This is a genomic window from Photorhabdus australis DSM 17609 (genome assembly GCF_000711895.1).
Taxonomy (GTDB): Bacteria; Pseudomonadota; Gammaproteobacteria; order Enterobacterales; family Enterobacteriaceae; genus Photorhabdus; species Photorhabdus australis.
In genome coordinates this window covers 1-23,052 of sequence record NZ_JONO01000049.1, presented here as the reverse complement: position 1 = coordinate 23,052, position 23,052 = coordinate 1, and the positions used below count along the sequence as shown (strand labels likewise).

Genomic DNA, 23,052 nt, shown 5'->3' with positions numbered 1-23,052 from the left:
TGATGGTTCTATCTCTCATTACCATTGTTAAAAGCTATTCTGGCACAATCCATTTAACCATAGTGTGGCCAATTCCTTCCGGCACCAAAACCTGATGTAACCACGGCAATACTGATTTCATCTGTTGTTCCAGTTTCCAAGGGGGATTAATCACTATCATACCAGAGGCTGTCATCCCCCGTTGATCGCTATCAGGCCGGACAGCCAGCTCAATTTGCAGAATACGGCGAATACCCGTTGCTTCCAGATCTTTAACCAATCGTTTAATCTGCTGGCGTAATACTACCGGGTACCACAACGCATAGACACCTGTTGCAAAACGTTTATAGCCTTCCTGAATTGCCTGTATAACCGTCTGATAATCAGATTTCAGTTCATAAGGTGGATCAATAAGAATAAATCCACGGCGACTCTGTGGGGGCAATTGTGATTTTAATTGCTGATAACCATCTTCACGCACAACCCTGGAGCGGTTATCACGGGAGAATTCATTACGTAATAAAGGAAAGTCACTCGGATGCAGTTCAGTCAGACTAAGCTTATCACTCTGCCGTAACAAATGTCGGGCAATTAAAGGCGATCCCGGATAGTAACGTAAATTGCCGCTCGGATTCAGTGCTGCCACTGCACTCATATAAACTTTCAACTCCTGCGGTAAATCTTCACGCTGCCAGACACGAGCAATCCCTTCCAGATACTCACCAGTACGTTCAGCATATCCACTGCTGAGTTGATAGCGGCCTGCGCCAGCATGAGTATCTAGATAGAGAAAAGGTTTTTCCTTTTCTTTAAGCGATTCAATGATCAAACTTTGTACGGCGTGTTTCAGTACATCGGCATGATTACCGGCATGAAAACTATGACGATAGCTTAGCATTAGGTTTAAGACCCCAGAGTAGAGATAGAGATTGCTTGCCAGATGAGTCACTGACAACTAAAAACCCATCTCAGTAGATGAGACAAATGGTAAGGCATCATTATAGCCTTATTAGCGGTAAAGATGGCAGAATTCTGAATCTCGCAAAAACCAACCCCGTCATATTAGTAACAATTCAGGATAAGTGGAAAGCCCTGCCAGGGCAAAATATGACGTTCACAAAAATGATGTTATCCATCCCTTAATAATCATAAGTAATTCTTACTAATCATAAGTAACCAAAGGTCGTACAATCAAAAAACAAGACATTGAGTAACAACTGAAATATGAAAATTTTGATGAGTGTTGCCCATCACATTGTCTGTGTGGAACAAACACTGAAAAACATTAACACCTACTACGATAAAGAAAAATAGTTAAATAAAGAACAAAAAAGCAGTTGAGAGAATAAAACATAACTAAATATTAGCGAAAACATTAAATAATATAGTTAAATAATACCGTTAAATAAACATGTAAAAAAATAGAAAATAAAAAGAAGAAAATAAAAAAATAAGCTGAAAAAAAATTGAAGAAGGTTATTAACAATCTTCAATTTCAATAAATAAAAATTAAGATTTTCAGCCAATGGAGAAACACTCCATCGGCTGAATAATTATATTACCTATCAGGCAACAATAGGTGCGCGCCAGTCATCTGCACCAGAAGTACCCGCAGTTGTATGTTCCCAAGTAATCTTACGATAAGACAGAGAAACACGAACTAATTGAGTAAATTCAGATTTTGTTGGGTCCTGACAATGTGGCATTTTGCAATCAATGTCGATAATAGTGGCATCTTCCAACTGAGTCGTGAAGAAATGCTCTTGTTTACCTTCAACAGAAGTGCGATACCATTTCAATTCCACTTTTGTCAGCATTTCACCAGAAGCCAATGCATTATAAAGCAATGGAACAGATTTATTTAATGCAACGGTAAAGCGGAATGGTTTATGAGCACGCTGACCCGAAGGCTGACCAGATTGAGGGTCAGTAGGTACAGTAACTACGTGATCAAATTCCTGAACCAGCATTTCATCCTCGTGCCCCTGAACGAAAATATTACCCACTGATTCAGCAGTGAATGAACCAGCCGTAATATTACCCTGGGTTTTTCCATCGATGGAAATATAACATGGAGTTGGCATGAAAATATCCTTTAAGAGATTGTGTCAAAATTAACGTAGTGTTCATATTACTTTCAGTAGTGATTATTTCATCTTGGAAAAAATCACTTATAAATACATTGAACACTGAAATGAATAATAAATACCAATCAGCTCATTTCAAAATAAAATCTAAATTGCAAAATAGTGCACCTGTCACAATCAAATAAAAATATTAAAATTAACACCAATACAACACAAAAATTCAAAAAAACAAAATATTAAGAATAATTAACTAAAAGAAACAATTGCACTCGGCAGGAAATTCACATATCTATATGAAATATAATGACTTTAACAAATAAAACTAAAAATATTTTTTGGTCAATTAGAAAATGATAAGTAGATCAAAAAATTCAACTTTATCACTCAGTTAATAACGGAGATAATATTTACAATGCGAAATTAACTCCAAAATGTAAATGAAGATACACTTAGAAACACTTTGTTACACAATGAAACAAAAAATCATTAAATTTCCATAAATACAAAGAAATAGATACGTCCCTTACCTATATAGTGGGATTTATAAATGATCAAAAAAAAACACCAAATCGTAAATTATTGCCAAATCTAATAAAATTATCAAAGGTCTGAATAGAGAGGTATATCTACATATGTTTTAGCTTTACAATAAAAAAACAAAATGCGAAACTCTGCTTTGCAGAGCGGTCTATATTGATGCTATTGCTCGATGAGTAAGAATATTCTGAATTCGTCTTTATCTATATGCTAATAAAAGTCGACTTACTATCCAATTCAATGCAGTGAATCCCCCGTTATTTTATCCGGGTGGAATTTTATGTTCTCTGCAACATATAGGTAGGTATCAGGGGCAACTCTCTCATCAATATTGTTATCAAACAATTCCTAATTGCCTAATTGTATTACCCGAAGGATTTTAATATGAGTAAAAATAGCCCAGGTAGTGTAGCGCCAAAGGAAAGGATTAATATCAAGTATGTTCCGAATACTGGCGATCAAGTCGCCGAAATTGAATTACCACTTAATCTACTTATTGTCGGTGATCTGAAAGGAACAAAAGAAGACACGCCAATTGAAGAGCGGCAAGCTGTTTCTGTACACAAAAATAACTTTAATGCCGTGATGAATGAAGCAAATATCAACTTAACATTCAGTGTCCCTAACCGTCTCAATGATAATAGTGGGGATGACCTGCCAGTTAACTTAGAAATAAAATCATTGAATGATTTCTCACCCGATAACGTGGCGAAGAAAGTTCCTGAATTAAATAAGCTTTTAGAACTGCGTGAAGCTCTTGTCGCCTTAAAAGGGCCACTGGGCAATATTCCGGCATTCCGCACCCGTTTACAGGAATTACTGGGTGATGAAAAGGTTCGGGAACAACTTCTAAAAGAACTTGAAATCGTCAACCAAAAGTAATTGGCTAAAAAGGAGTTTTTAACATGTCCTTGCATGAAGAGAGCAGTACAACATTAGCCCCAGGGGCCGCCACCTCTTTGCTTGACGAAATCATGTCTCAAGCAAGAATGACGCCAGAAAATGACGGCTACCATATTGCAAAACAAGGTGTTGCCGCTTTTATCAGCAGCATTTTGGATACAGGCACTAACGAAGAACCTATCAACAAGCTTGTAGTTGACAGAATGATTGTGGAGCTTGATAAAACGCTCAGCACTCAGGTAGATGAAATCATGCACGCCAAAGAATTCCAAGAACTGGAATCATCATGGCGTTCACTGAAGTTATTGGTTGATCGTACGGATTTCCGTGAAAACATTAAGATCAATATCATCCATGCCACCAAAGAAGAATTACTGGAAGATTTTGAGTTCTCTCCAGAAATCATCCAATCAGGCTTATATAAACATGTTTACTCAACAGGTTATGGTCAGTTTGGTGGTGAGCCAGTTGCCGCAGTCATCGGTAACTACGCCTTTGGTAATAGTTCACCTGATATCAAACTGATGCAATACGTCAGTGCGGTTGGCGCAATGGCTCACGCGCCATTCCTCTCTTCCGTTGCACCTGATTTCTTTGGCATCAGCAGCTTTACAGAACTACCCGCGATCAAAGATCTGAAATCCGTTTTCGAAGGCCCAGCACACACCAAATGGCGTGCACTGCGCGAATCTGAAGATTCACGTTATCTCGGACTGACAACACCGCGCTTCCTGTTACGTCTGCCATATTCAACAATCGAAAACCCAATTAAAAACTTTAACTACCAAGAAGATGTCAGCAAAGATCACGAGCATTTCCTGTGGGGCAATACCGCTTATCTACTGGCAACCTGCCTGACTGACAGCTTCGCCAAATATCGCTGGTGTCCGAACATTATCGGCCCACAAAGCGGTGGTACTGTCAGCGATCTACCGGTTCACCTGTTCGAAGCAATGGGGCAAATCCAGGCCAAGATCCCAACAGAAGTTTTAATTACTGATCGCCGTGAATTCGAATTGGCGGAAGAAGGTTTTATCACCCTGACGATGCGTAAGGGTAGTGACAATGCGGCCTTCTTCTCTGCCAACTCAGTTCAGAAGCCAAAAGTGTTCCCTAATACCCGCGAAGGGAAAATGGCTGAAACCAACTATAAATTGGGTACTCAACTACCATATATGTTCATTATCAACCGCCTTGCACACTACATCAAAGTATTGCAGCGCGAGCAAATTGGTTCCTGGAAGGAGCGTCAGGATCTGGAACGTGAACTAAATACATGGCTGAAACAGTACATCGCCGATCAAGAAAACCCACCAACAGATGTCCGTAGCCGTCGTCCTCTACGTTCTGCCCAAATTCAGGTTTTGGATGTAGAAGGAGATCCAGGTTGGTATCAGGTGGCAATGCAAGTTCGCCCTCATTTCAAATACATGGGTGCCAGCTTTGAATTGTCACTGGTAGGACGTTTGGATAAGGAATAATCAGTCATGGCTGCGCTGTACAGTTGGAATAGAGAGGGCTCTGCCAGCTTGTTTGAGCGTATTCAGGGGAAGAACTCCGGTTCTTCCCGTCAGTCAAGAATGCGTGAGCTGCTCAACTCCATAAGACGGCACCTGAATAATGTTCTCAATACCCATCCGGGTGCTTGTCAGAGTGCGGTTGATCTCGGCGTTATTGATCTCAATGATGCCACAACCACTGCAACTGACTTTAAACAGAGTATTGAGCAGGCAATAGAGCACTGCATCATAAATTATGAACCAAGAATATCGTCAGTTTCTGTCAGCGCAATCCATGATGACAGTGACCCATTGCTGTTGAGTTTTCACATCAGTGCCCAGGTATCCCTGGATGATATTCATGACGTCGTTGAATTTAACATTCAATTGGATAACAACCGGCGCTATTGCCTGGAGCGGACTCAATAAAATGTCACTTGAAAAATACTTCAGAGAAGAATTGGATTACCTAAGGCAACTGGGGCGGGAAGCCGCAGTTGAGCATCCTCATCTCGCTTCATTTTTGTCTGAACAAGGCTCTGACCCGGATGTTGAGCGCCTGCTGGAAGGATTTGCATTTCTTGCCGGTAACTTACGAGCAAAAATTGATGATCAGTTCCCTGAGCTGACCCACGGATTACTGCACATGCTATGGCCAAATTATCTACGGCCAACACCCAGCATGACAATTATCCAGTACACACCCGATGAAAGTGTCGTCACAAAAGCCACACAAGTTAAACGCGGAGTTCAAATCAAGAGCCATCCGCTGGCAGATGATGACGATGATATTTACTCAAATAACACCGATCCGAAAAAAACAGAGATAGACAACCGCTGTACTTTTACTTTATGCCGTGATGTCTGGCTGTTCCCGGTGTCAATCCAAGACATTTCTGTCAATAACAGTAATGAACAAGGTGTCATCGGTTTGAATTTTACCTCAAAGACAGCACTCAACTTACAGGAATTACAACTTGATAAGTTACGTTTTTATCTGAGCGGTGATAACTACAGCAGTACACAACTCTATTTCTGGCTCAGTTACTACCTTGAAGACGCAAAGCTCGTCGTAGGCGATATCACCATTCCATTGCCAGATTTTGATTTCGTTCCAGTTGGTTTTAATCGGGAAGATGCCCTGCTGCCTTACCCCAAAAACGCCTACATGGGTTATCGCATCTTGCAGGAGTATTTCTGCTTTTCTGAAGGTTTCCTGTTTTTTGATGTCACCGGTTTCCCTAAATTACCCGCAGATCTTAAAGCTAGCGATTTCACGCTGAATCTCTATTTCTCGGAGGCACTCCCGCCAGAAATTAAAATCCGCCAAGATACTTTTCGACTGCATTGTGTTCCCGCAATCAATCTGTTCCCAATGGATAGCGAAGCGATTCGATTAGATAACAGCCAAGCTGAATACCCATTGAGGGCTAGCTATAGTCATCCTGATCGTTACGATATTTTCTCCGTTGATAAAGTGGAAAGTTGGCTACTCAATGCTGATGGCACACCCAACCGCACCAAAGGTAGTGAACGGAGCTATGTACCCTTTGAAAGTTTTCATCATCAAATCGAACATGAAAGTGAACTCAATACCCGTTATTTCCGTATCAGGCTCAAAGAATCCCCTTTCCGCAAAGGGCTTGAACACTATATCTCTTTTGTCCGTGGCGATGAGTCCCAGCTTCTGTTAAATAATGAAAATGTCTCTGTCAGACTGACCTGTACCAACCGTGAGCTGCCACTGCAACTACGGGTGGGTGACATTAATTTCCCGTCACTGGGCAGTCCATCATTTGCAACATTCCGCAACATAACCCGGCCATCAGTTCCACTTTATCCATTAATGAGCGGCAAGTTTCACTGGTCCCTCCTTTCCAATATGTCGCTGAATTATATGACATTGCTGGATAAAGATGCACTAAAGCAGGTACTAAGGACCTATGATCTCCCCAGCAGACATAATCGACAATCATCACGGTCATCACAAAAACGGCTAGACGCGATTGAACGGATTGAAACTCAACCAATAGACCGCCTGTTAAAAGGGCTTCCAGTGCGTGGACTAGAATCAACATTGTATATCCGGCAACAAGCTTTCAGCTCTGAAGGTGAGCTCTATCTGTTCAGTACCATACTGTCACGCTTCTTTGCATTATATGCCAGCATCAACTCCTTCCACATATTGAAGGTGATCAATTTAGATAATCAGGAATGCTATCAATGGCCGGAACAGATAGGTCAACACGCGTTGATGTAATGGATAAAAACTCACCAGATAATCTGGCGCCAGATTTATCAAAATATAACTTTTACCAATTGGTTGAGTTACTCAACCAATTGGCGGTAGCGTGGGAAAAAACAGGTCAAACCAATCGCCCTGACCGAGAATCAATCCGTTTCAAGTCCAGTGCAAGTCTGGCTTTTCCAACCAGAGACGTTGTCTCTGTGAACCGTACCGAGCAAGGCCGTTTTCAGGTGAAAGTCTCCTTTCTTGGATTACACGGCAGCCAGTCTCCTATGCCTGGCTACTACCTTGATTCGTTGGCATGGGAAGAAGCTCAGGACGAAAACCGACTGACTGACTTTTTGAATATTTTCAACCACCGTTCAATCGTCATGCTTCATCAAATCTGGCGGAAATATCGCTATTACATCTGTTTTGACAAGAACGGACTGGATGATTTTTCTCAACGTATGTTTGCGCTGGTAGGGCTTGGTAGTGATGTGAACCGCGCTCACTTGCAGATTAATCACAGCAAAATGTTAGCCTATGCCGGTCTGTTAGCCAGCCCTGGTCGATCGCCAGAAGTGATATCCAGCCTAGTCTCACACTGCTTTGATCTATCGGATGTCACGGTACATAGCTGGCAAATCAGGAAAGTCGCTATCGTTCCATCACAACAAAACCGCTTGGGTGGAATACTGAAAATAAATGGTCAGAAAAAAATTCAACAGTCAGTGCTGGGGGGAAACTTTTGTCTCGGTTCATGGGTGAAGGGTTGCAACGGTAAATTCCTATTATGCATCAATAACCTCTCTCGTGAACACTTTCTATCATTTCTCCCAGATGGCAAGAATTTTCTACCACTGGTGATGTTTATCTGTTTTGTCCTACGCGATCAATTGGCCTGGGATCTACGCCTTGGACTGGCCGAAAACCAAGCTGACGGCATGGTACTTGGCACGAAACAAAACAATAACCTAGGGTGGACCAGTTTTCTCGGCAAGCCGGAAAAGAAACCCTTTATCACAATTTCAGTTGGCAGATAAAGAATTATGGAAAAACAACAACCAACCCTTTCATTACGAGTGCTCAACAGCGATCAACTGGAAAGCGGTAAATCTGCCAGTTGCTTGTTCTCCATTCAAGGCGGCACTGTCGGGAGCAGCGAAAGCCACCTGTGGTCAGTTCAGGATCAGCAGGGCAATATCAATCCGTCACAATTTACTATTCAGTGGCGTGATGGCGCATTCTGCCTGCAAATGATCGCTGGCCCTCTGTTTGTGAATAAATCACCTCTAACCTCCAATGCCGGCCTAATCCGACTGCAACAAGCGGATGAAATTACCGTCGGTAAGCTGGTGATTAAAAGCCATATCAGTTTTTCCGACGCAGATCGGATTGATCCAATGATGGTGTCACCAGAATCACTGGTCTCCAGCTATAGCAATCCATTGGACGCTATGATGGAAAAAACTCCCGTCCAGGATAACGCTTTTACAGAACGTAATTCTCTGGCACCAACAATAAACCACGATTTAAACCACGACCCACTTAAGGTTCTCGATAGTGAAAATCTGACCACACTGAGTCAGACACCAATAAGTAACGAAGTAGACCAAAGCCTGCAACAAGGCCGTTACCGCGCACCATTATTTTTCTCTCCCCTCTCAGATAACAGAGGCAATGCTATGGATCGGGATTTTGTTGATTTACCGAGTATCTCTTCACCTTCAAGTGAACAATATCAGGACATGGAGCAACAGCATATTGCTATCACACCGCTGATGCGAGGATTGAACACACAATTACCTTTGCATAACAGCCAGCAGGCCAACGACTTTCTGGAAGAAATGGGTAAAACCATGAAAGCGGCAATTGAAGGTTTACTGGCACTACAGCATGCACAGCATGGTCTGCGTGATAAACAACTGCGTCCCATCGAAGATAACCCGCTACGGCTAAATATGGATTACAACACCACCATGCAAGTGATGTTCGCTGATCAGAAAAGCCCGGTACATCTTTCTGCACCATCAGCCGTCGCTGAAAGCCTACATAACCTGCAATTGCACTATCAGGCTAACCGGATTGCGATCACTGCCGCATTGAACACGATGCTGGATGCTTTCTCACCAGAACACCTACTGAACCGTTTTGCCCAATACCGTCGCAGTAATGAGACCCAAGAAAAAGATGCCGCCTGGGCATGGGAAATGTACTCCAGTTACTACCGCGAATTGGCTTCCAGCCGTCAACAGGGATTCGAAAAGCTGTTTGGTGAAGTTTATGAACAAGCTTATGACCGCGCTCTACGCCAAGGTTTAGAGGATACCCAGTAATGAAGCGCTCCGGTGGTAATACCTCATGGTCCGGCATATGGCTTGTACTGCTGGCAGCGCTGATGTTAAGCGGTTGCAGCAGTACATGGCAGGCAACGAAGAAAGTCGCACAGGTTGTCTGGGACCCATCAACGCCTGTCGGTCAACCTGCGGATTTACCTTCCACCGCAGCGATCACTTTACTAGCAGAGCCTGATATCAACCCCAATAAAAATGGAGAAGCCACTCCGGTTGAAATACACCTGATTTATCTCAGTGAAGATTCTCGTTTGCTTGCTGCGGATTATGACCAGCTTAAAAGTGACGAACTGGATAAAGCGTTGGGGAAAAATTACATCGACCATCAGGATTACACCTTATTGCCGGGGCAATACAAACCACTACCCGTCATCCCGCTGGAAAAAAAGAGCCGTTACATTGGCGTTATCGTTCGCTATGCCGATATCAATCAATCCGAATGGAAAAAAGTTATCCGTGTGAAAGACACGGGACAGCAATACCACATTCTCGTGCACATCAGAGCGAACGAAGTTGAACTTAGAAAAGAGGAGCAATAACTATGCCAGGCAAAAATCGGGTGATTTGGCGCGAAGGATTATTCATCAAGCCACAACACTTTCAACAACAACAAAAACATAATGACTATCTGGCACACAGCCGCCTGACGTCCCTCACCAGTTATGGTTACGGCTTCAGTTCTCTGATTATTGACAAAGATCTCCTCGCGTTGGGACGCATCGGTATCATCGAAGCCAGTGGGATCATGCCAGATGGTACCGTGTTCTCCGTTCCGTATCAGGATGTCACTCCTCAGCCCCTTGATGTCATAGATCTTCACGAAAACAATAGCAAAGATATCTATCTGGCACTGCCAATAACCAACGATACCCTCAATGAAATCTCCCATCCAGAATCCAATAGCGCTGGTGCTATGCGCTACCGCGAACATGTGAATGATATCCGTGATTTGCACACGGAGGGTGGAGATGTCAGTCAGGTCATACTGGCACAACTAACACCGGTTTTGAAACAGGGTTCAGAAGATCTCAGCGCTTTTACCGTACTCCCGCTATGCCAGATAATAGAGAAGCGTCCAACGGGAACCATCATATTAAATGAAGATTTCGTGCCAACCTGTACATCTATTAATGTCTCCAACAAACTCAAAAATTATATGGATGAAGTAGATAGAGCACTGATAGAACGAGCCAGATCACTCTCTAACCGGATTGGTTCTCCCGGTCAGCAAGGAGTAGCGGATGTTGCGGAATTTATGATGCTCCAGCTAGTTAACCGGATTCAGCCGTGGTTTACCCACTACGCCAGACAAACCATTCTGCATCCCGAACACTTTTTCACCCAGCTGATCCAAACCTGCGGTGAACTGAGAACCTTCACTCATGCATCCCGTCAAGTGGGCGATATACCGGAATATAATCACGACAGCCTGACTGATACATTCCATCAAGTCATGCATTCCATCCGCGAAGCAATGGGTGTTGTCCTGACCCCACGAGCGATCCCGATTAAACTACAAACTCAGTCAAATGGCATTCTGGTGGCAAATATCCATGATCGCGATGTATTGACCAAAGCGGATTTCATTCTGGCCATCCGCGCCGAAGTTCCACAGGAACAATTACTCCGTCAGTTTGTTAAGCAGACCAAAATCGCGTCTCAGGAAAGAATCCGCGAAATGGTCAGCGTTCAGTTGCCTGGCGTAGGACTGATTCCGCTTCCCGCCGCTCCTCGTCAGTTGCCTTATCACGCCGGTTACACCTATTTCCGTTTTGATCAGCAAGGTGCAGCATGGCAAGACATTCTCAAAGGTACCTCCATTGCCTTCCATGTTTCAGGAGATTTCCCCGGATTAGACCTGCAATTCTGGGCAGTCAGAAATGGGAGTGACTAATGAAGAACGAAGCTATCAACGACAACGCCATTTTGATGCAAGCAGAAACTGATACGACTTTGCACCGTCAGTATCAGTTACCGTTGCGCGGAGAAAGCCTGAACCCGATGATTGATGCCGCAACACCGTTGCTCGGCATGGTCATGCGTCTAAAAGACATGGGTGATGAACCGCTACCGGATCAGCTTTATCAGCAGGTCGTCACCGATATCCAGGCAATCGAACAATTTTTACAAACCAAAGGTTATGAACCGGGCGCAATTGTCTCTTTCCGCTACATGCTGTGTACTTTCATTGATGAAACCGCACTGGGTCATGGCTGGAATAGTCAAAACGGCTGGCTGCAACAATCTCTATTGGTGCAATTCCACAATGAAACCTGGGGTGGTGAAAAAGTCTTTGTGCTACTAGAGCGTTTGATGGGTGAACTTCAACGCTATCAGCATCTACTGGAATTTATCTATCTCTGCTTCTGCCTCGGCTACCGTGGTCGCTACAAAGTGAGTTCGCAGAAAGGTGATGATTTTGAACGTTTATTCCGCCGGTTACATCAACAGTTACACTCGCTGCGAGGCGAAGCACCACCCACCATTCTGCACAGTAATGCCAACGAACGTGACAGCCGCTACCGTTTGGGTAAGCGTCTAACTATCAAACACCTCTTATGGAGCGGTATTGGTCTGCTCGCCGTGGTCTATGGCTTTTATGCTATCCGGCTGCACAACCAAACCCAGAACATATTACAACAGCTAAATAACTTACTGAGTTAGGAAATAACCGATGATTCAGATTGATCTACCCACATTAGTTAACCGCTTAAATCCGATGACCCGGCATGCGCTGGAAACGGCGGCAGCACAGTGTGTCAGTCAGCAGCAACCTGAGATCACGGTCTCTCAGCTACTGTTGCAGATGATCAACACGCCTCTCAGTGATGTCAGAGCGATCTTCAGCCAAGCCGAAGTGGACAGTGACTTGCTAAAAGAACAGCTTGATCAGATGGTCCCTCACCATCAGGCAATGGTACAAGCCTACCCCAGCTTCTCACCCATGTTGGTGGAATGGCTACAGGATAGCTGGCTGTTAGCATCAACCGAGATGCAGCATCAGGAATTACGCAGCGGTGTCATGCTGATGACACTATTGTTCAGCCCATTACGCTACCTGACGCCACAATCTTCCCGTTTGCTATCGGGAATTAACCGCGAATTACTGCGCCAGAATTTTACTCAGTGGACAGCAGGTTCAGCGGAACAACCCGTTGTAGAAAACGATAAAAACGGACAAGGCAAAAACGCAGCCAATAGTGACAGCTTACTCACCCGTTTTGCCCAAAATATGACAGAACAGGCTCGTCAGGGAAAACTCGATCCCGTTCTGTGCCGTGACGCCGAAATCGACCTGATGATCGATATTCTTTGCCGCCGACGTAAAAATAACCCCATTGTGGTGGGTGAAGCGGGCGTGGGGAAAAGCGCATTAATTGAAGGACTGGCTCTGCGCATTATCGACAATCAAGTACCAGAAAAATTGCGCAACAGTGAATTGATGACACTGGATCTGGGTGCATTACAGGCAGGTGCGGCGGTAAAAGGAGAATTTGAAAAACGTTTCAAAGGCATAATGAGTGAAATCAGCCAGTCATCTGTACCGATTATTCTATTTATCGATGAAGCTCATACGCTAATTGGTGCGGGTAATCAACAGGGCGGACTGGATATCTCTAACTTGCTGAAACCCGCTCTGGCACGTGGTGAACTGAAAACTATTGCCGCAACCACTTGGGGAGAATACAAAAAATATTTTGAAAAAGATGCTGCTCTCTCTCGCCGTTTTCAACTGGTCAAAGTGGCTGAACCCACAGCGGAAGAAGCCATTATCATTATGCGTGGCCTGCGGGCAATTTATGAACAATCTCATGGCGTATTGATCGATGACGAAGCACTGAAAGCCTCAGCAGTATTAAGTGACCGTTACCTCTCCGGTCGCCAGTTACCAGATAAAGCTATTGACGTATTAGATACCGCCTGTGCACGCGTTGCCATCAATCTGACTTCACCTCCGCGTCAGATTTCCGCACTAAAAAATCAGCTCCACCAGCAGCAAATGGAATCGGATGTGCTGACGAGAGAACAGCGCATGGGGCTGAACCAACATACTGACAGGCTAGAGGAGCTTCAACAACAACAACAGGAAACGGCAGAAAAACTGGCTGAACTGGAAACCAGTTGGCAACAACAACAGCAATTAGTTCAACAAGTTATTGAACTGCGCCGTCAACTGTTAACAAATGAAACACCCGATGAAACCGAAGAGCATGAAGCACCTGCGGAAATCGTGACGGAAGAACTGGTTACAAAACTGTCTGAACTTAATCAACAGTTGGAACAATTACAGCAACAGCAAACGCTGGTTTCCCCTCATGTGGATAAAAACCAAATTGCGGCGGTTATCGCCGAATGGACTGGCGTCCCCCTTAACCGTTTGTCACAGAGTGAATTATCCATTGTCACTGAACTGCCAATTCATCTGGGACAAAGCATCAAAGGGCAGGAACTTGCTATCAAATGCCTGCATCAACATTTATTAACTGCCAGAGCAGACCTGCGTCGTCCTGGTCGTCCACTGGGGGCCTTCCTGCTAGTGGGGCCAAGCGGTGTTGGTAAAACCGAAACCGTTTTACAGCTTGCGGAATTAATGTTCGGTGGCCGTCAGTACCTGACTACCATCAACATGTCCGAATTTCAGGAAAAACACACAGTTTCTCGCCTGATTGGTTCACCGCCGGGCTATGTCGGATATGGGGAAGGTGGCGTACTCACCGAAGCCATTCGCCAGAAACCGTATTCCGTCGTCCTACTTGATGAAGTGGAAAAAGCGCATCCTGACGTACTCAACCTGTTCTATCAAGCATTCGACAAAGGAGAACTGGCTGACGGTGAAGGCCGGGTGATTGACTGTAAAAATATCGTCTTCTTCCTGACATCCAACCTTGGCTATCAAACTATCGTTGATAATGCCGATAAACCGGAAGAGATGAATGACCTGCTTTACCCTGAACTGGCGGCATTCTTCAAACCGGCATTATTGGCGCGAATGGAAGTCGTACCTTACCTGCCTCTGGGATACGACACCCTGAAAACTATCATTCAAGGCAAACTGACTCGCCTCGATAACCTATTGCGTCAACGTTTCAATGCTGAAGTCACCATCAGTGATGACGTGATTGAAGAAATCCTGCAACGAGCAACTCGTGCTGAAAACGGTGCACGAATGCTGGAGTCAATCATTGACGGCGCGTTGTTACCACCGCTATCTCTGCTGTTGCTGCAAAAAATGGCCTCAGGGAAACAGATCCGGGCTATCCAGCTAACCGTTGATGAACATGAATTCAACGCGGTGGTTGAGGAACTCCAATGAAACAACGGCTGAAAAGCGCATTAGCGTTACTGGAAAATGACTCGATTGAGCAACTGGTTCATCACTTTCTTCAGGTGAACCACCAACGCCAGCGTTTTGATGCCTTGCTGGTTTCCCTACTTAACATGAATGAAAACCGTCTGGAATGTTATCGGTTACCAGCACCAAACCAGATAAGCGCCCTACAACTGGATGTCAATATCGGCGATATCAACCACCCGCTGGTACAAATTCTGTATAAAGGCACACCTATAACATGGGAATCACTCAATCAAGGAGTACGAATAGACAATCAGAACTTTCGCACCTTTATAGAAGAGTTGCCCTACCGCTGTGGCTTACATGCCATCCCACTGTTCAACTGCAACGGACAAGCATGTGGTGTGATTGCTGTTTTCGCCGAAGATGCTCATCGTTTTGCTGACGATAACAACATGTTTTACATCTACTGCCATGTCATGCAGCACCGACTGAAAAAATTACAGGAGTTGGAACAACTGCGTGAACAACTACGCCAAATTCGTCAAGTTTTTCAAGCTCAACGCCAGAAAGAAAAACAGCTTGATGAGCTACTGGCTTCGTTGAGCACCACCTCAGAAAACAAAACATCGGCCAACATCTCTCACGATTACAGCAAAATCGACAACTTGCCTCAGGCCCTTGAAGAGTTTGAATGTGCAGTATTGGTACAACGCCAACATATCTATGGCGATAACACCAAACGGATTGCAGAAAGCTTAGGCATTGCACCACGCACACTGACCTACAAGCTGGCGAAATACAGGTGTAAATTATGAGTTTCTTTTTACTTGTCAGTTCATTAATCGCATCCCTGACTGGCACACCTGAAATTCAGCCAGCTCAGGAAACCACAACGGGGCCATCGCTACCGGCCTTACTGCAATGCCGTTCAGAACCTTCACCGCTGATCAGGCTGGATTGCTATGACCGTCTATTAGATAAAGTGGATAGTGCTGTCGTCATTCCGTTAGAAAAAACTGGCCCGGCCTGGCGACAAGCCATGGAACAGGAAATGAAACGGACTGACCACTCAACGGGTTTTATCACGACTCAATCCAAAGGAATACCGACCCGCGTCATTCTCACTACACCTGCGCTCGGCGTTCCACCTCCACGACCGGTACTTGTACTGAGTTGTATCGATAGCATTACCCGGATACAAGTCGCCCTGACGACGCCACAAGACAGTGGCACAGTCATGATTTCGACTGACGTAACCCAATTCAGTGCTGACTGGTTTTTGCGCGAAAACGGTTACTTGCTGGAATCCAGCCGTGGGCTACCGGGCATTGAAACACTCAAACGACTGATGACAGGTGACACCCTGACCATCAAAACCAGCAACGGAAACCGGATGACATTCAACATTTCTCAACTGGAACAGGCGGTGAAACCCTTACGCTCCGCCTGTCGTTGGTGATCCCAATGGATATCAGGAAACAATTTGACTGGCAGGAACTCCTGCTGACACCGCTATCAGACGAACTGACCAACAAGGAACTGAATGAGAACGAACCGGCCTGGGAATATATTGATGGTGAAATGATTAAGCTGGGATCACTGGCCCATTCCACGATCAACATTGAAGAAATCCAGCGCCAGGCGCTGCAACTATTCAGCGAAAAAAGTAAAGATTTCAGGCTGATGGTTCACCTGCTGCGGACACTACAACACAGCGGCAACCCCGCTGAGCTAATACTAGCAATGGAACTGCTAGCCGATTACATCAAACATTACTGGCAGATTGCCTGGCCACAAAAACCCCTGCTTAAGCGCCGTCTGGCACAACAGGTTATTAAACGTTTTGACTCTGCTCAGGCCAGCTTCTGTGAACAAGCGGATGAGACTCAACGGGAAGAAGCGCAAGGCGCACTAGCTCATCTGGCACAATGCTGGCATACCGACGAACCAGCACTGGCTAAAGAGATCGATCAGTTACGTTCCCGCTATGCCCGCAAGCCGACCCCCAAACTGGTAGCAGCCCCCACGGAACCAGTAGAAAACACAACACAACCTGCCGTTCCCCCAGCGCCGGACACAGCGGTAGACAGCTCCAGTGAAAAAGCCTGGAAACAGACGCTGCTGACTGTGGCTGATCTACTATGCGAACGCCAGCCTGACTCCTCTACGGGCTATCGGCTGCGCCGTTATGCAATCTGGTACACACTGACTACCGCACCGATAGCTAACGGCGAAAGCAAAACTCCACTGGCGCCCATCTCAGCAGATCGTACTGCAGATTATCTGACGAAACTGCCGGCTGCCGATAAGTCTTTACTGCAACAGATAGAGCAGAGCCTGACGCTAGCCCCTTACTGGCTTGACGGACATGCTATCGCAGCTCAAGCCGCCGAGAAACTAGGTTATACCGCCGTTGCCAACGCCATCCGTGATGAACTGAAAGCATTTCTTGACCGCTTGCCGGTTTTACAGACCCTATATTTTTCCGATATGAGTCCATTTATTTCAGCCACAACCCTGAACTGGCTGCAACCCCCAGCCACCACTACAAGCAGTGGTGGCTCCACTCAGGATCAAGAAGCTATCTGGCAATGTTTCCAACAACATGGACTGGAAGCGGCACTCAACGCAGCAGAACAACATCAGCAACAACTGACTGAACCCCGAGATCAGTTCTACGGTCAACTGCTCACAGCACAATTGTTTGAAAAAGCGGGAATGACCGCACTGGCGCAACAACATTACCGACATCTATTGCAGGCAGGACAACACATGTTACTCACCCATTGGGAACCCAGCCTGTTGGCAGGACTGGCAGAAAAAGCCTCAACTCACTGCCCGCCAAAGGATACGGCAGCAAACAGGAGCGTTAACCCATGAACTGGCTTTCTCTTCTTCTGAAAAATATCAAAAAACCGGCAATGCCGCGTCTGCCACCACTCAAAGCCACATTCTCGCTGATACTGGCTCTTCTGCCCTGCCTGGCTCTTATCTGGATATGGTGGTGGGGACCGAGCTGGCAGTTCAAACAAACTTACCCGCTGGAAAATCTCTCTGCCCGCTGGCTGGCAACCGCTATCATCATCCTAGTGGTACTGGGTTTTGTCGGCACAAAAATCTGGCGTCGCTTACAGCAACTGGAAAAATTAAAACTAGATGTGGAACTGAAAGTCGTTGATCCGGTGCTGACCGACATTGCTCGTCAGGACAACTACCTCAACCACTGGAAAGCGCAGCTACAACGCCATCTCGGCACCTGGGATTACCTTTACCAACGCCCCTGGTACTTAATGATTGGCAACACCGACAGCGGCAAAACTTCGCTTATCCAGGAAGGTTACAAATTGACTGACATTGCCGCGCCAGACGCTCTGAAAGGGGAAGATGGTCTTCCACTGCACCTACGCTGTTGGCTAGGAGAAAAAGCGGTCATTATCGACCCGGACGGTTTCCTTATTGACCAAACAGCCATGCCGGATAGCAACAAGCCCCAACTGCCCACCCGTCTGTGGCACGCCCTGCTTACCTGGCTGACTGAAAACCGTCAGCGTCAGCCTCTTAACGGTATTATCTTGACAGTAGATACCCACCGTTTACTGACCGACAACAAAGAACAACGTGAACGGTATATCGCTGCGCTCCACCTGCGCCTGCAAGATCTGCGATTAACCTTACACAACCATCTTCCCTTCTATCTGGTACTGACCAAACTTGATTTGCTACACGGCTTTGGTGCAGCATTCCAGTCATTGGACAGACCACAGCGCGCACAGATCTTGGGGGTCACCTTCAGCCTGAACGCCTCAGATGAGGACGGCTGGCGCACCGAACTGGCACAATTCTGGCACCAGTGGATGCAACAGCTTAACGCCGCTATGCCGGATATGATGCTCAACAAAGTGGATATCAGCCAACGCAGTCCGCTATTCAGCTTTACCCGTCAGATACAGGGATTGCACAGTTACCTGATACAGCTGCTGGATGGCCTGCTCTACAACGGTGGACCGGCACAACCCGGGCTGCGCGGTGTTTATCTCACCTCGTCGAAACAAATCGGCCAGATGGATGACACCTTCACCCAGTCTGCCGCCGTGCAGTATCATCTGGGACCCCAGGCATTTCCAACCTGGCCGGTCGCCGATACCGCTCCCTATTTCACCCGAACGCTGTTTGAAGAGGTCCTGCTGGCCGAACCCAATCTGGCCGCAGAGAACCGCCTCTGGTTAAGCCAGAACCGCCGAAAACTACTGACCTTCTCAACCGCCGGCTCAGTCATAGCACTGGCCCTGTGGACTGGCTGGCACTACTACTATCAGAAAAACTACCGGGCCGGCGAAGAAGTCCTGACGCAGGCTAAAAACTTCCTATCCGTTCCCCCACCCAAAGGGGAAGACCGTAACGGCAATTTACAGTTGCCCCTGCTCAACCCTGTCCGGCAAGCCACCCTCGCCTACGGCGATTACCATCATAAAGGGCTGCTCGCTGATATGGGACTCTATCAGGGTTCGGACGTTGGTCCATATGTCGAAAGCACTTATCTGCAACTACTGTCTCAACGCTTCCTGCCAGCCCTGATGAACGGCCTGCTAGATGACCTGAATCACGCCCCCAAAGGCAGTGAAGAAAAACTGGAAGTACTGCGTATCATACGGATGCTGGAAGATGGCAGTGGCCGCAATAAATCGCTGGTTGAACAGTATATGCGGGAACGCTGGAGCCGTACCTTTAACGGTCAGCGCCCGACGCAGGAACAACTGCTGACCCATCTGGACTATGCTCTGGATCACACCGACTGGCGGGCCGCACGGGAAGCCGGTGACCCAGCAGCCATTAGCAGCTTCGCGCCTTACAAGCTCCCACTCATCAATGCCCAAAAGGAACTCAGTCAGCTTTCCATTTACCAGCGGGTCTATCAGAACCTGCGCCTTAAAGCCCAGGATTCTCTGCCACCACCGCTCAACCTGCGCGACCAGATTGGCCCCAGTTTTGACAGTATCTTTATCGCCAATAATGACAAACAGCTGATTATCCCACAGTTCCTGACAATGAATGGTCTCAACAACTACTTCGTCAAACAGGACGATCAACTGATTGATCTCACTGTGATGGACAGTTGGGTGCTAAACCTGTCACACAACGTCCAGTACAGCGAAACTGACCGTAAAGAAATCCAGCGACAGATCACCGAACAATATCTGGGCGATTACACTGCTACCTGGCGCGGCGCCATGAACAATCTGGATATCCTCGATTTTACCGATATCCCGCAAGCCATCGGTGCCATTGAGCAGGTCATTAGTGGGGAACAACCGATCAGCCGGGCGCTGCAAATCCTCAGTGACAACACTCGCCTGCCGGTGATTAACGATACCCTGCCCGCCAAAGAACAACAGCAATTACGCGATGCGCCGGACTACCGCTTACTGGTGCGTATCAACCGTGAATTCGCACCGGAAACTGCCGTATTGATGGAATACGGTGAAAAAAACAGCACCCTACAGGAAGTTTACCAAAAACTGACCGCACTACACCGCTACCTGTTGGCTATCCAGAACGCGCCGGTACCGGGCAAAGCTGCCCTAAAAGCAGTCCAGCTGCGGCTTGAACAGAACAACAGCGACCCAATTTTCGATGTGCAACAGTTGGCGAAGAACCTACCGGAACCGCTGAACCGTTGGGTCGGTGAACTGGCCGAACAGGCATGGCGGGTAGTCATGATGGAAGCTGTCCGCTCGTTGGAAGTCGAATGGCATGACAGCGTAGTCAAACAGTATCAGACCTATCTGGCTGGACGCTATCCATTCGACCCAGATGCCACTCAGGATGTCCCGCTTAGTGAGTTCGACCGCTTCTTCCGTCCGGGTGGGACGCTGGATGCCTTCTATCAGCAGAACCTCAAACCGTTTGTAGAAAATAATCTGACCTACAGCGATGATGGCAAACAACTCATCCGTTCGGATGTATTGGCACAATTGAAACTGGCTGACCGTATCCGCGACACCTTCTTCACCCCACAAAATGGCCTCGGTACCCAGTTTGCCATTGAGCCTATCAGCCTGACTGGCAACAAACGCCGCAGCCTGCTCAATCTCGACGGTCAGCTGCTCGATTACGCCCATGGTCGCAGCAGCATCGTGCATCTGGTCTGGCCAAACTCAATGCGCGCCGGGGTGGAAAGTCAGCTCACTCTGATACCCGATGCCAGCGGCAAATCCCCACGTTCAATCAGCTTCACCGGCCCGTGGGCCCAGCTGCGGCTGATTAACAGCGGCAAACTGACCAACGTGCGTCAGGATTCGTTTGATGTGCTGTTCTCCGTTGATGGCGGAGATATGACCTACCGTATCTACGTGGATGAATCTGACAACCCGTTTGCCGGTGGCCTATTCAGCCGGTTCAAGTTGCCTGACACCCTCTACTAATGAAAAAACCAGCCCCCGCGTCAGCGGGGGGCTGGCAAGGATAAACTGCCATGAGTGAACATCCTGAAAACCTAATTATCCGTGCCGGCGGTAACCCAATGAACCTGCCGGCGTTTACCGCGATACGCGAAGAAATCAACAAAATTAACCATCCCTCTCAACCCGCGGTTAACTGGCAACTGATTGAATCACTGGCCTTGACCCTGTTCCGCTCCCACGGCGTCGATTTACAAAGTGCGATTTACTACACTCTGGCCCGAATGCAGCTGAGTGGTCTGGCTGGTTTTACCGAAGGCTGTGAATTACTCGCTGGCGTGATTGTCAGCCAATGGGATGAACTGTGGCCACCACAGCCGACGGTGCGAACAGAGATGCTCGACTGGTTTAACACCCGCAGCGGCAACGCCCTGCGCCAGCACGATTACACCACGCGCGACCTGCGTATGATTTACCGGGCAGAGCGGGCCTTACAGCTGATAGTTGACCGGCTCCAACAGTCTGACCTGAAACGTCTGCCTAAAGTCGAAAACCTGCTGTGGTTTTTCCAAAACACCGCGAAAAAACTGGAAAATACCCGCATCATACCCAAAACTGCAGCTAAACCGGTACAGGTGCCACCGTTGGTCTATCTGGCTAATACAGAACCGGAGCCGGCTGAACCCGAAACCAACTATGATGCCAGCTATGACAGCAATCAGCCTAAAGTGCAGGTCCGTTTTCCTGAGCCTCCACCCCGAATGAGTGCCTTACAGGGCTTCGGACTGGGTGCATTGCTGGGAATATTTGTCCTGACTGGCAGCTGGCTAGGGTTTTACAAACCCTTACAACAACAGCTCACCGCCCTGACCGGAACACAGGACGGTGCGAGATTGAACTGGCTATATCAGCCCGACCTGCAAACCTATGAACAACAATTAACCCGGTTAGCAGATACCTCACCGCTGGTCGTGCTGCAAAATGCCGAGCAACTGACCGATATAGCGCAGAAAACCTGGCCACTGGACAACAAACAACAACATGAAACTGACCTCTGGCGGCAATTACAGGCCGTAAGACTGGAGAACGCGCCGGTACAGGGCAGTTGGAATCAGACCCGACATCAGCTCCAGCAACTGGCCGATAAAATCCTTGAACAGGAACGTAACCGAGGCAGCTTCACCCTCTCTTACCTGAAAACAGCTATCTATCAGATACAAAACAGCCACAACCGTGAAGTGCCGCTGGAAGAGCTGTTGCGCCAGTTCTCTGCAGCGATAGAACAAGGGCAGACTGTTTCACCTGCCCTGATAAAAAAGACCGACGACCGCTTTAACGCTCTGCTTAGCCGTTACTACGCGTTACAAAAAGACGCCGGACGCACTACACAGAAACAACCGATCAACCCGTTAAACCAATAAACACCACCTGACAACACATCAAGAGGAAAATAATGGCCGATTCAGGACTGGTTTTTACCCTTACCGTCGGTAACCTCCCCCCGCAAACTTTTGCCGTCGTTGAATTTACACTGAATGAAGCTCTGTCAACCCCATTCAGTCTGGACGCCACGCTCTCCAGCGCTAACCCCGACATCGATTTTAAAGATGTCCTGGATAACTCCGCCACCCTGACCGTCTACCGTGACGGACTACCCGAACGTGAGGTCACCGGGATTGTCACTCAGTTTGAGCACAGCACCACCGGACGCCATCGCAGTCATTATTCCCTGACCCTCCAGCCCGCACTGTGGCGGGCCGGATTACGCG

General features: G+C 47.0%; 18 protein-coding genes. 16 read left to right on the top strand and 2 right to left on the bottom strand.

What is annotated here, in order from left to right:
- Window positions 1-34 precede the first annotated feature (34 nt).
- Together BO26_RS14125 and BO26_RS14120 are read right to left on the bottom strand one after the other, a co-directional pair.
- Window positions 35-877 carry a 23S rRNA (adenine(2030)-N(6))-methyltransferase RlmJ gene (locus BO26_RS14125; protein ID WP_036772380.1) on the bottom strand — a complete coding sequence of 281 codons (843 nt, stop codon included), beginning with the start codon at window positions 875-877 and terminating at the stop codon, window positions 35-37.
- Between the two features lie 667 nt (window positions 878-1,544).
- Complete coding sequence (locus BO26_RS14120) at window positions 1,545-2,063, bottom strand: Hcp family type VI secretion system effector (protein ID WP_036772379.1); 519 nt, start codon at window positions 2,061-2,063, stop codon at window positions 1,545-1,547.
- Window positions 2,064-2,987: 924 nt separating this feature from the next.
- On the opposite strand from BO26_RS14120, the gene tssB reads away from it, so the two are divergent.
- The 16 genes from tssB to BO26_RS14040 form a co-directional block, all read left to right on the top strand.
- A complete protein-coding gene (tssB, locus tag BO26_RS14115; protein ID WP_036772378.1) occupies window positions 2,988-3,485 on the top strand; it encodes a type VI secretion system contractile sheath small subunit in 498 nt (165 codons plus the stop codon).
- Between the two features lie 23 nt (window positions 3,486-3,508).
- Window positions 3,509-4,987 carry a type VI secretion system contractile sheath large subunit gene (gene tssC, locus BO26_RS14110; protein ID WP_036772377.1) on the top strand — a complete coding sequence of 493 codons (1,479 nt, stop codon included), beginning with the start codon at window positions 3,509-3,511 and terminating at the stop codon, window positions 4,985-4,987.
- A 6-nt stretch (window positions 4,988-4,993) separates the two neighbouring features.
- Window positions 4,994-5,434, top strand: coding sequence for a type VI secretion system baseplate subunit TssE (gene tssE, locus BO26_RS14105; RefSeq protein ID WP_036772376.1), 441 nt, complete (start codon window positions 4,994-4,996; stop codon window positions 5,432-5,434).
- A gap of 1 nt (window position 5,435) precedes the next feature.
- Window positions 5,436-7,265: a type VI secretion system baseplate subunit TssF gene (gene tssF, locus BO26_RS14100; protein ID WP_036772375.1), complete on the top strand. Its 1,830-nt coding sequence runs from the start codon at window positions 5,436-5,438 to the stop codon at window positions 7,263-7,265.
- Window positions 7,229-8,278: a type VI secretion system baseplate subunit TssG gene (gene tssG / locus BO26_RS14095; RefSeq protein ID WP_036772374.1), complete on the top strand. Its 1,050-nt coding sequence runs from the start codon at window positions 7,229-7,231 to the stop codon at window positions 8,276-8,278. Before tssF ends, tssG begins: the two co-directional genes overlap by 37 nt.
- Before the next feature lie 6 nt (window positions 8,279-8,284).
- Window positions 8,285-9,571 (top strand): type VI secretion system-associated FHA domain protein TagH, encoded by a 1,287-nt coding sequence (gene tagH / locus BO26_RS14090; RefSeq protein WP_036772373.1) that lies wholly within the window; start codon window positions 8,285-8,287, stop codon window positions 9,569-9,571.
- Window positions 9,571-10,128, top strand: a complete 558-nt coding sequence (tssJ, locus tag BO26_RS14085; RefSeq protein WP_036772371.1) for a type VI secretion system lipoprotein TssJ — start codon at window positions 9,571-9,573, stop codon at window positions 10,126-10,128. The genes tagH and tssJ overlap by 1 nt, the downstream gene beginning before the upstream one ends.
- Before the next feature lie 2 nt (window positions 10,129-10,130).
- On the top strand, window positions 10,131-11,483 hold the full coding sequence (gene tssK, locus BO26_RS14080; RefSeq protein WP_036772370.1) for a type VI secretion system baseplate subunit TssK: 1,353 nt from the start codon (window positions 10,131-10,133) through the stop codon (window positions 11,481-11,483).
- Entirely contained in the window at window positions 11,483-12,253 is a 771-nt protein-coding gene (icmH, locus tag BO26_RS14075) for a type IVB secretion system protein IcmH/DotU (protein WP_051690986.1), read from the top strand. The genes tssK and icmH overlap by 1 nt, the downstream gene beginning before the upstream one ends.
- 10 nt (window positions 12,254-12,263) lie before the next feature.
- On the top strand, window positions 12,264-14,903 hold the full coding sequence (gene tssH, locus BO26_RS14070) for a type VI secretion system ATPase TssH (RefSeq protein WP_036772367.1): 2,640 nt from the start codon (window positions 12,264-12,266) through the stop codon (window positions 14,901-14,903).
- The gene (locus BO26_RS14065; protein ID WP_036772365.1) at window positions 14,900-15,700 is read left to right on the top strand and encodes a Fis family transcriptional regulator; all 801 of its coding nucleotides are present in this window, start codon (window positions 14,900-14,902) and stop codon (window positions 15,698-15,700) included. Before tssH ends, BO26_RS14065 begins: the two co-directional genes overlap by 4 nt.
- Window positions 15,697-16,344, top strand: coding sequence for a type VI secretion system-associated protein VasI (gene vasI, locus BO26_RS14060; protein WP_036772363.1), 648 nt, complete (start codon window positions 15,697-15,699; stop codon window positions 16,342-16,344). Before BO26_RS14065 ends, vasI begins: the two co-directional genes overlap by 4 nt.
- 5 nt (window positions 16,345-16,349) lie before the next feature.
- Window positions 16,350-17,765 carry a type VI secretion system protein TssA gene (tssA, locus tag BO26_RS14055; protein ID WP_036772362.1) on the top strand — a complete coding sequence of 472 codons (1,416 nt, stop codon included), beginning with the start codon at window positions 16,350-16,352 and terminating at the stop codon, window positions 17,763-17,765.
- Entirely contained in the window at window positions 17,762-21,307 is a 3,546-nt protein-coding gene (tssM, locus tag BO26_RS14050) for a type VI secretion system membrane subunit TssM (RefSeq protein ID WP_036772360.1), read from the top strand. Before tssA ends, tssM begins: the two co-directional genes overlap by 4 nt.
- 50 nt (window positions 21,308-21,357) lie before the next feature.
- Window positions 21,358-22,704 (top strand): VasL domain-containing protein, encoded by a 1,347-nt coding sequence (locus BO26_RS14045; protein WP_036772359.1) that lies wholly within the window; start codon window positions 21,358-21,360, stop codon window positions 22,702-22,704.
- Window positions 22,705-22,736: 32 nt separating this feature from the next.
- Window positions 22,737-23,052: contractile injection system protein, VgrG/Pvc8 family (locus BO26_RS14040; RefSeq protein WP_036772358.1), on the top strand; the 316-nt coding region annotated here is incomplete at its 3' end.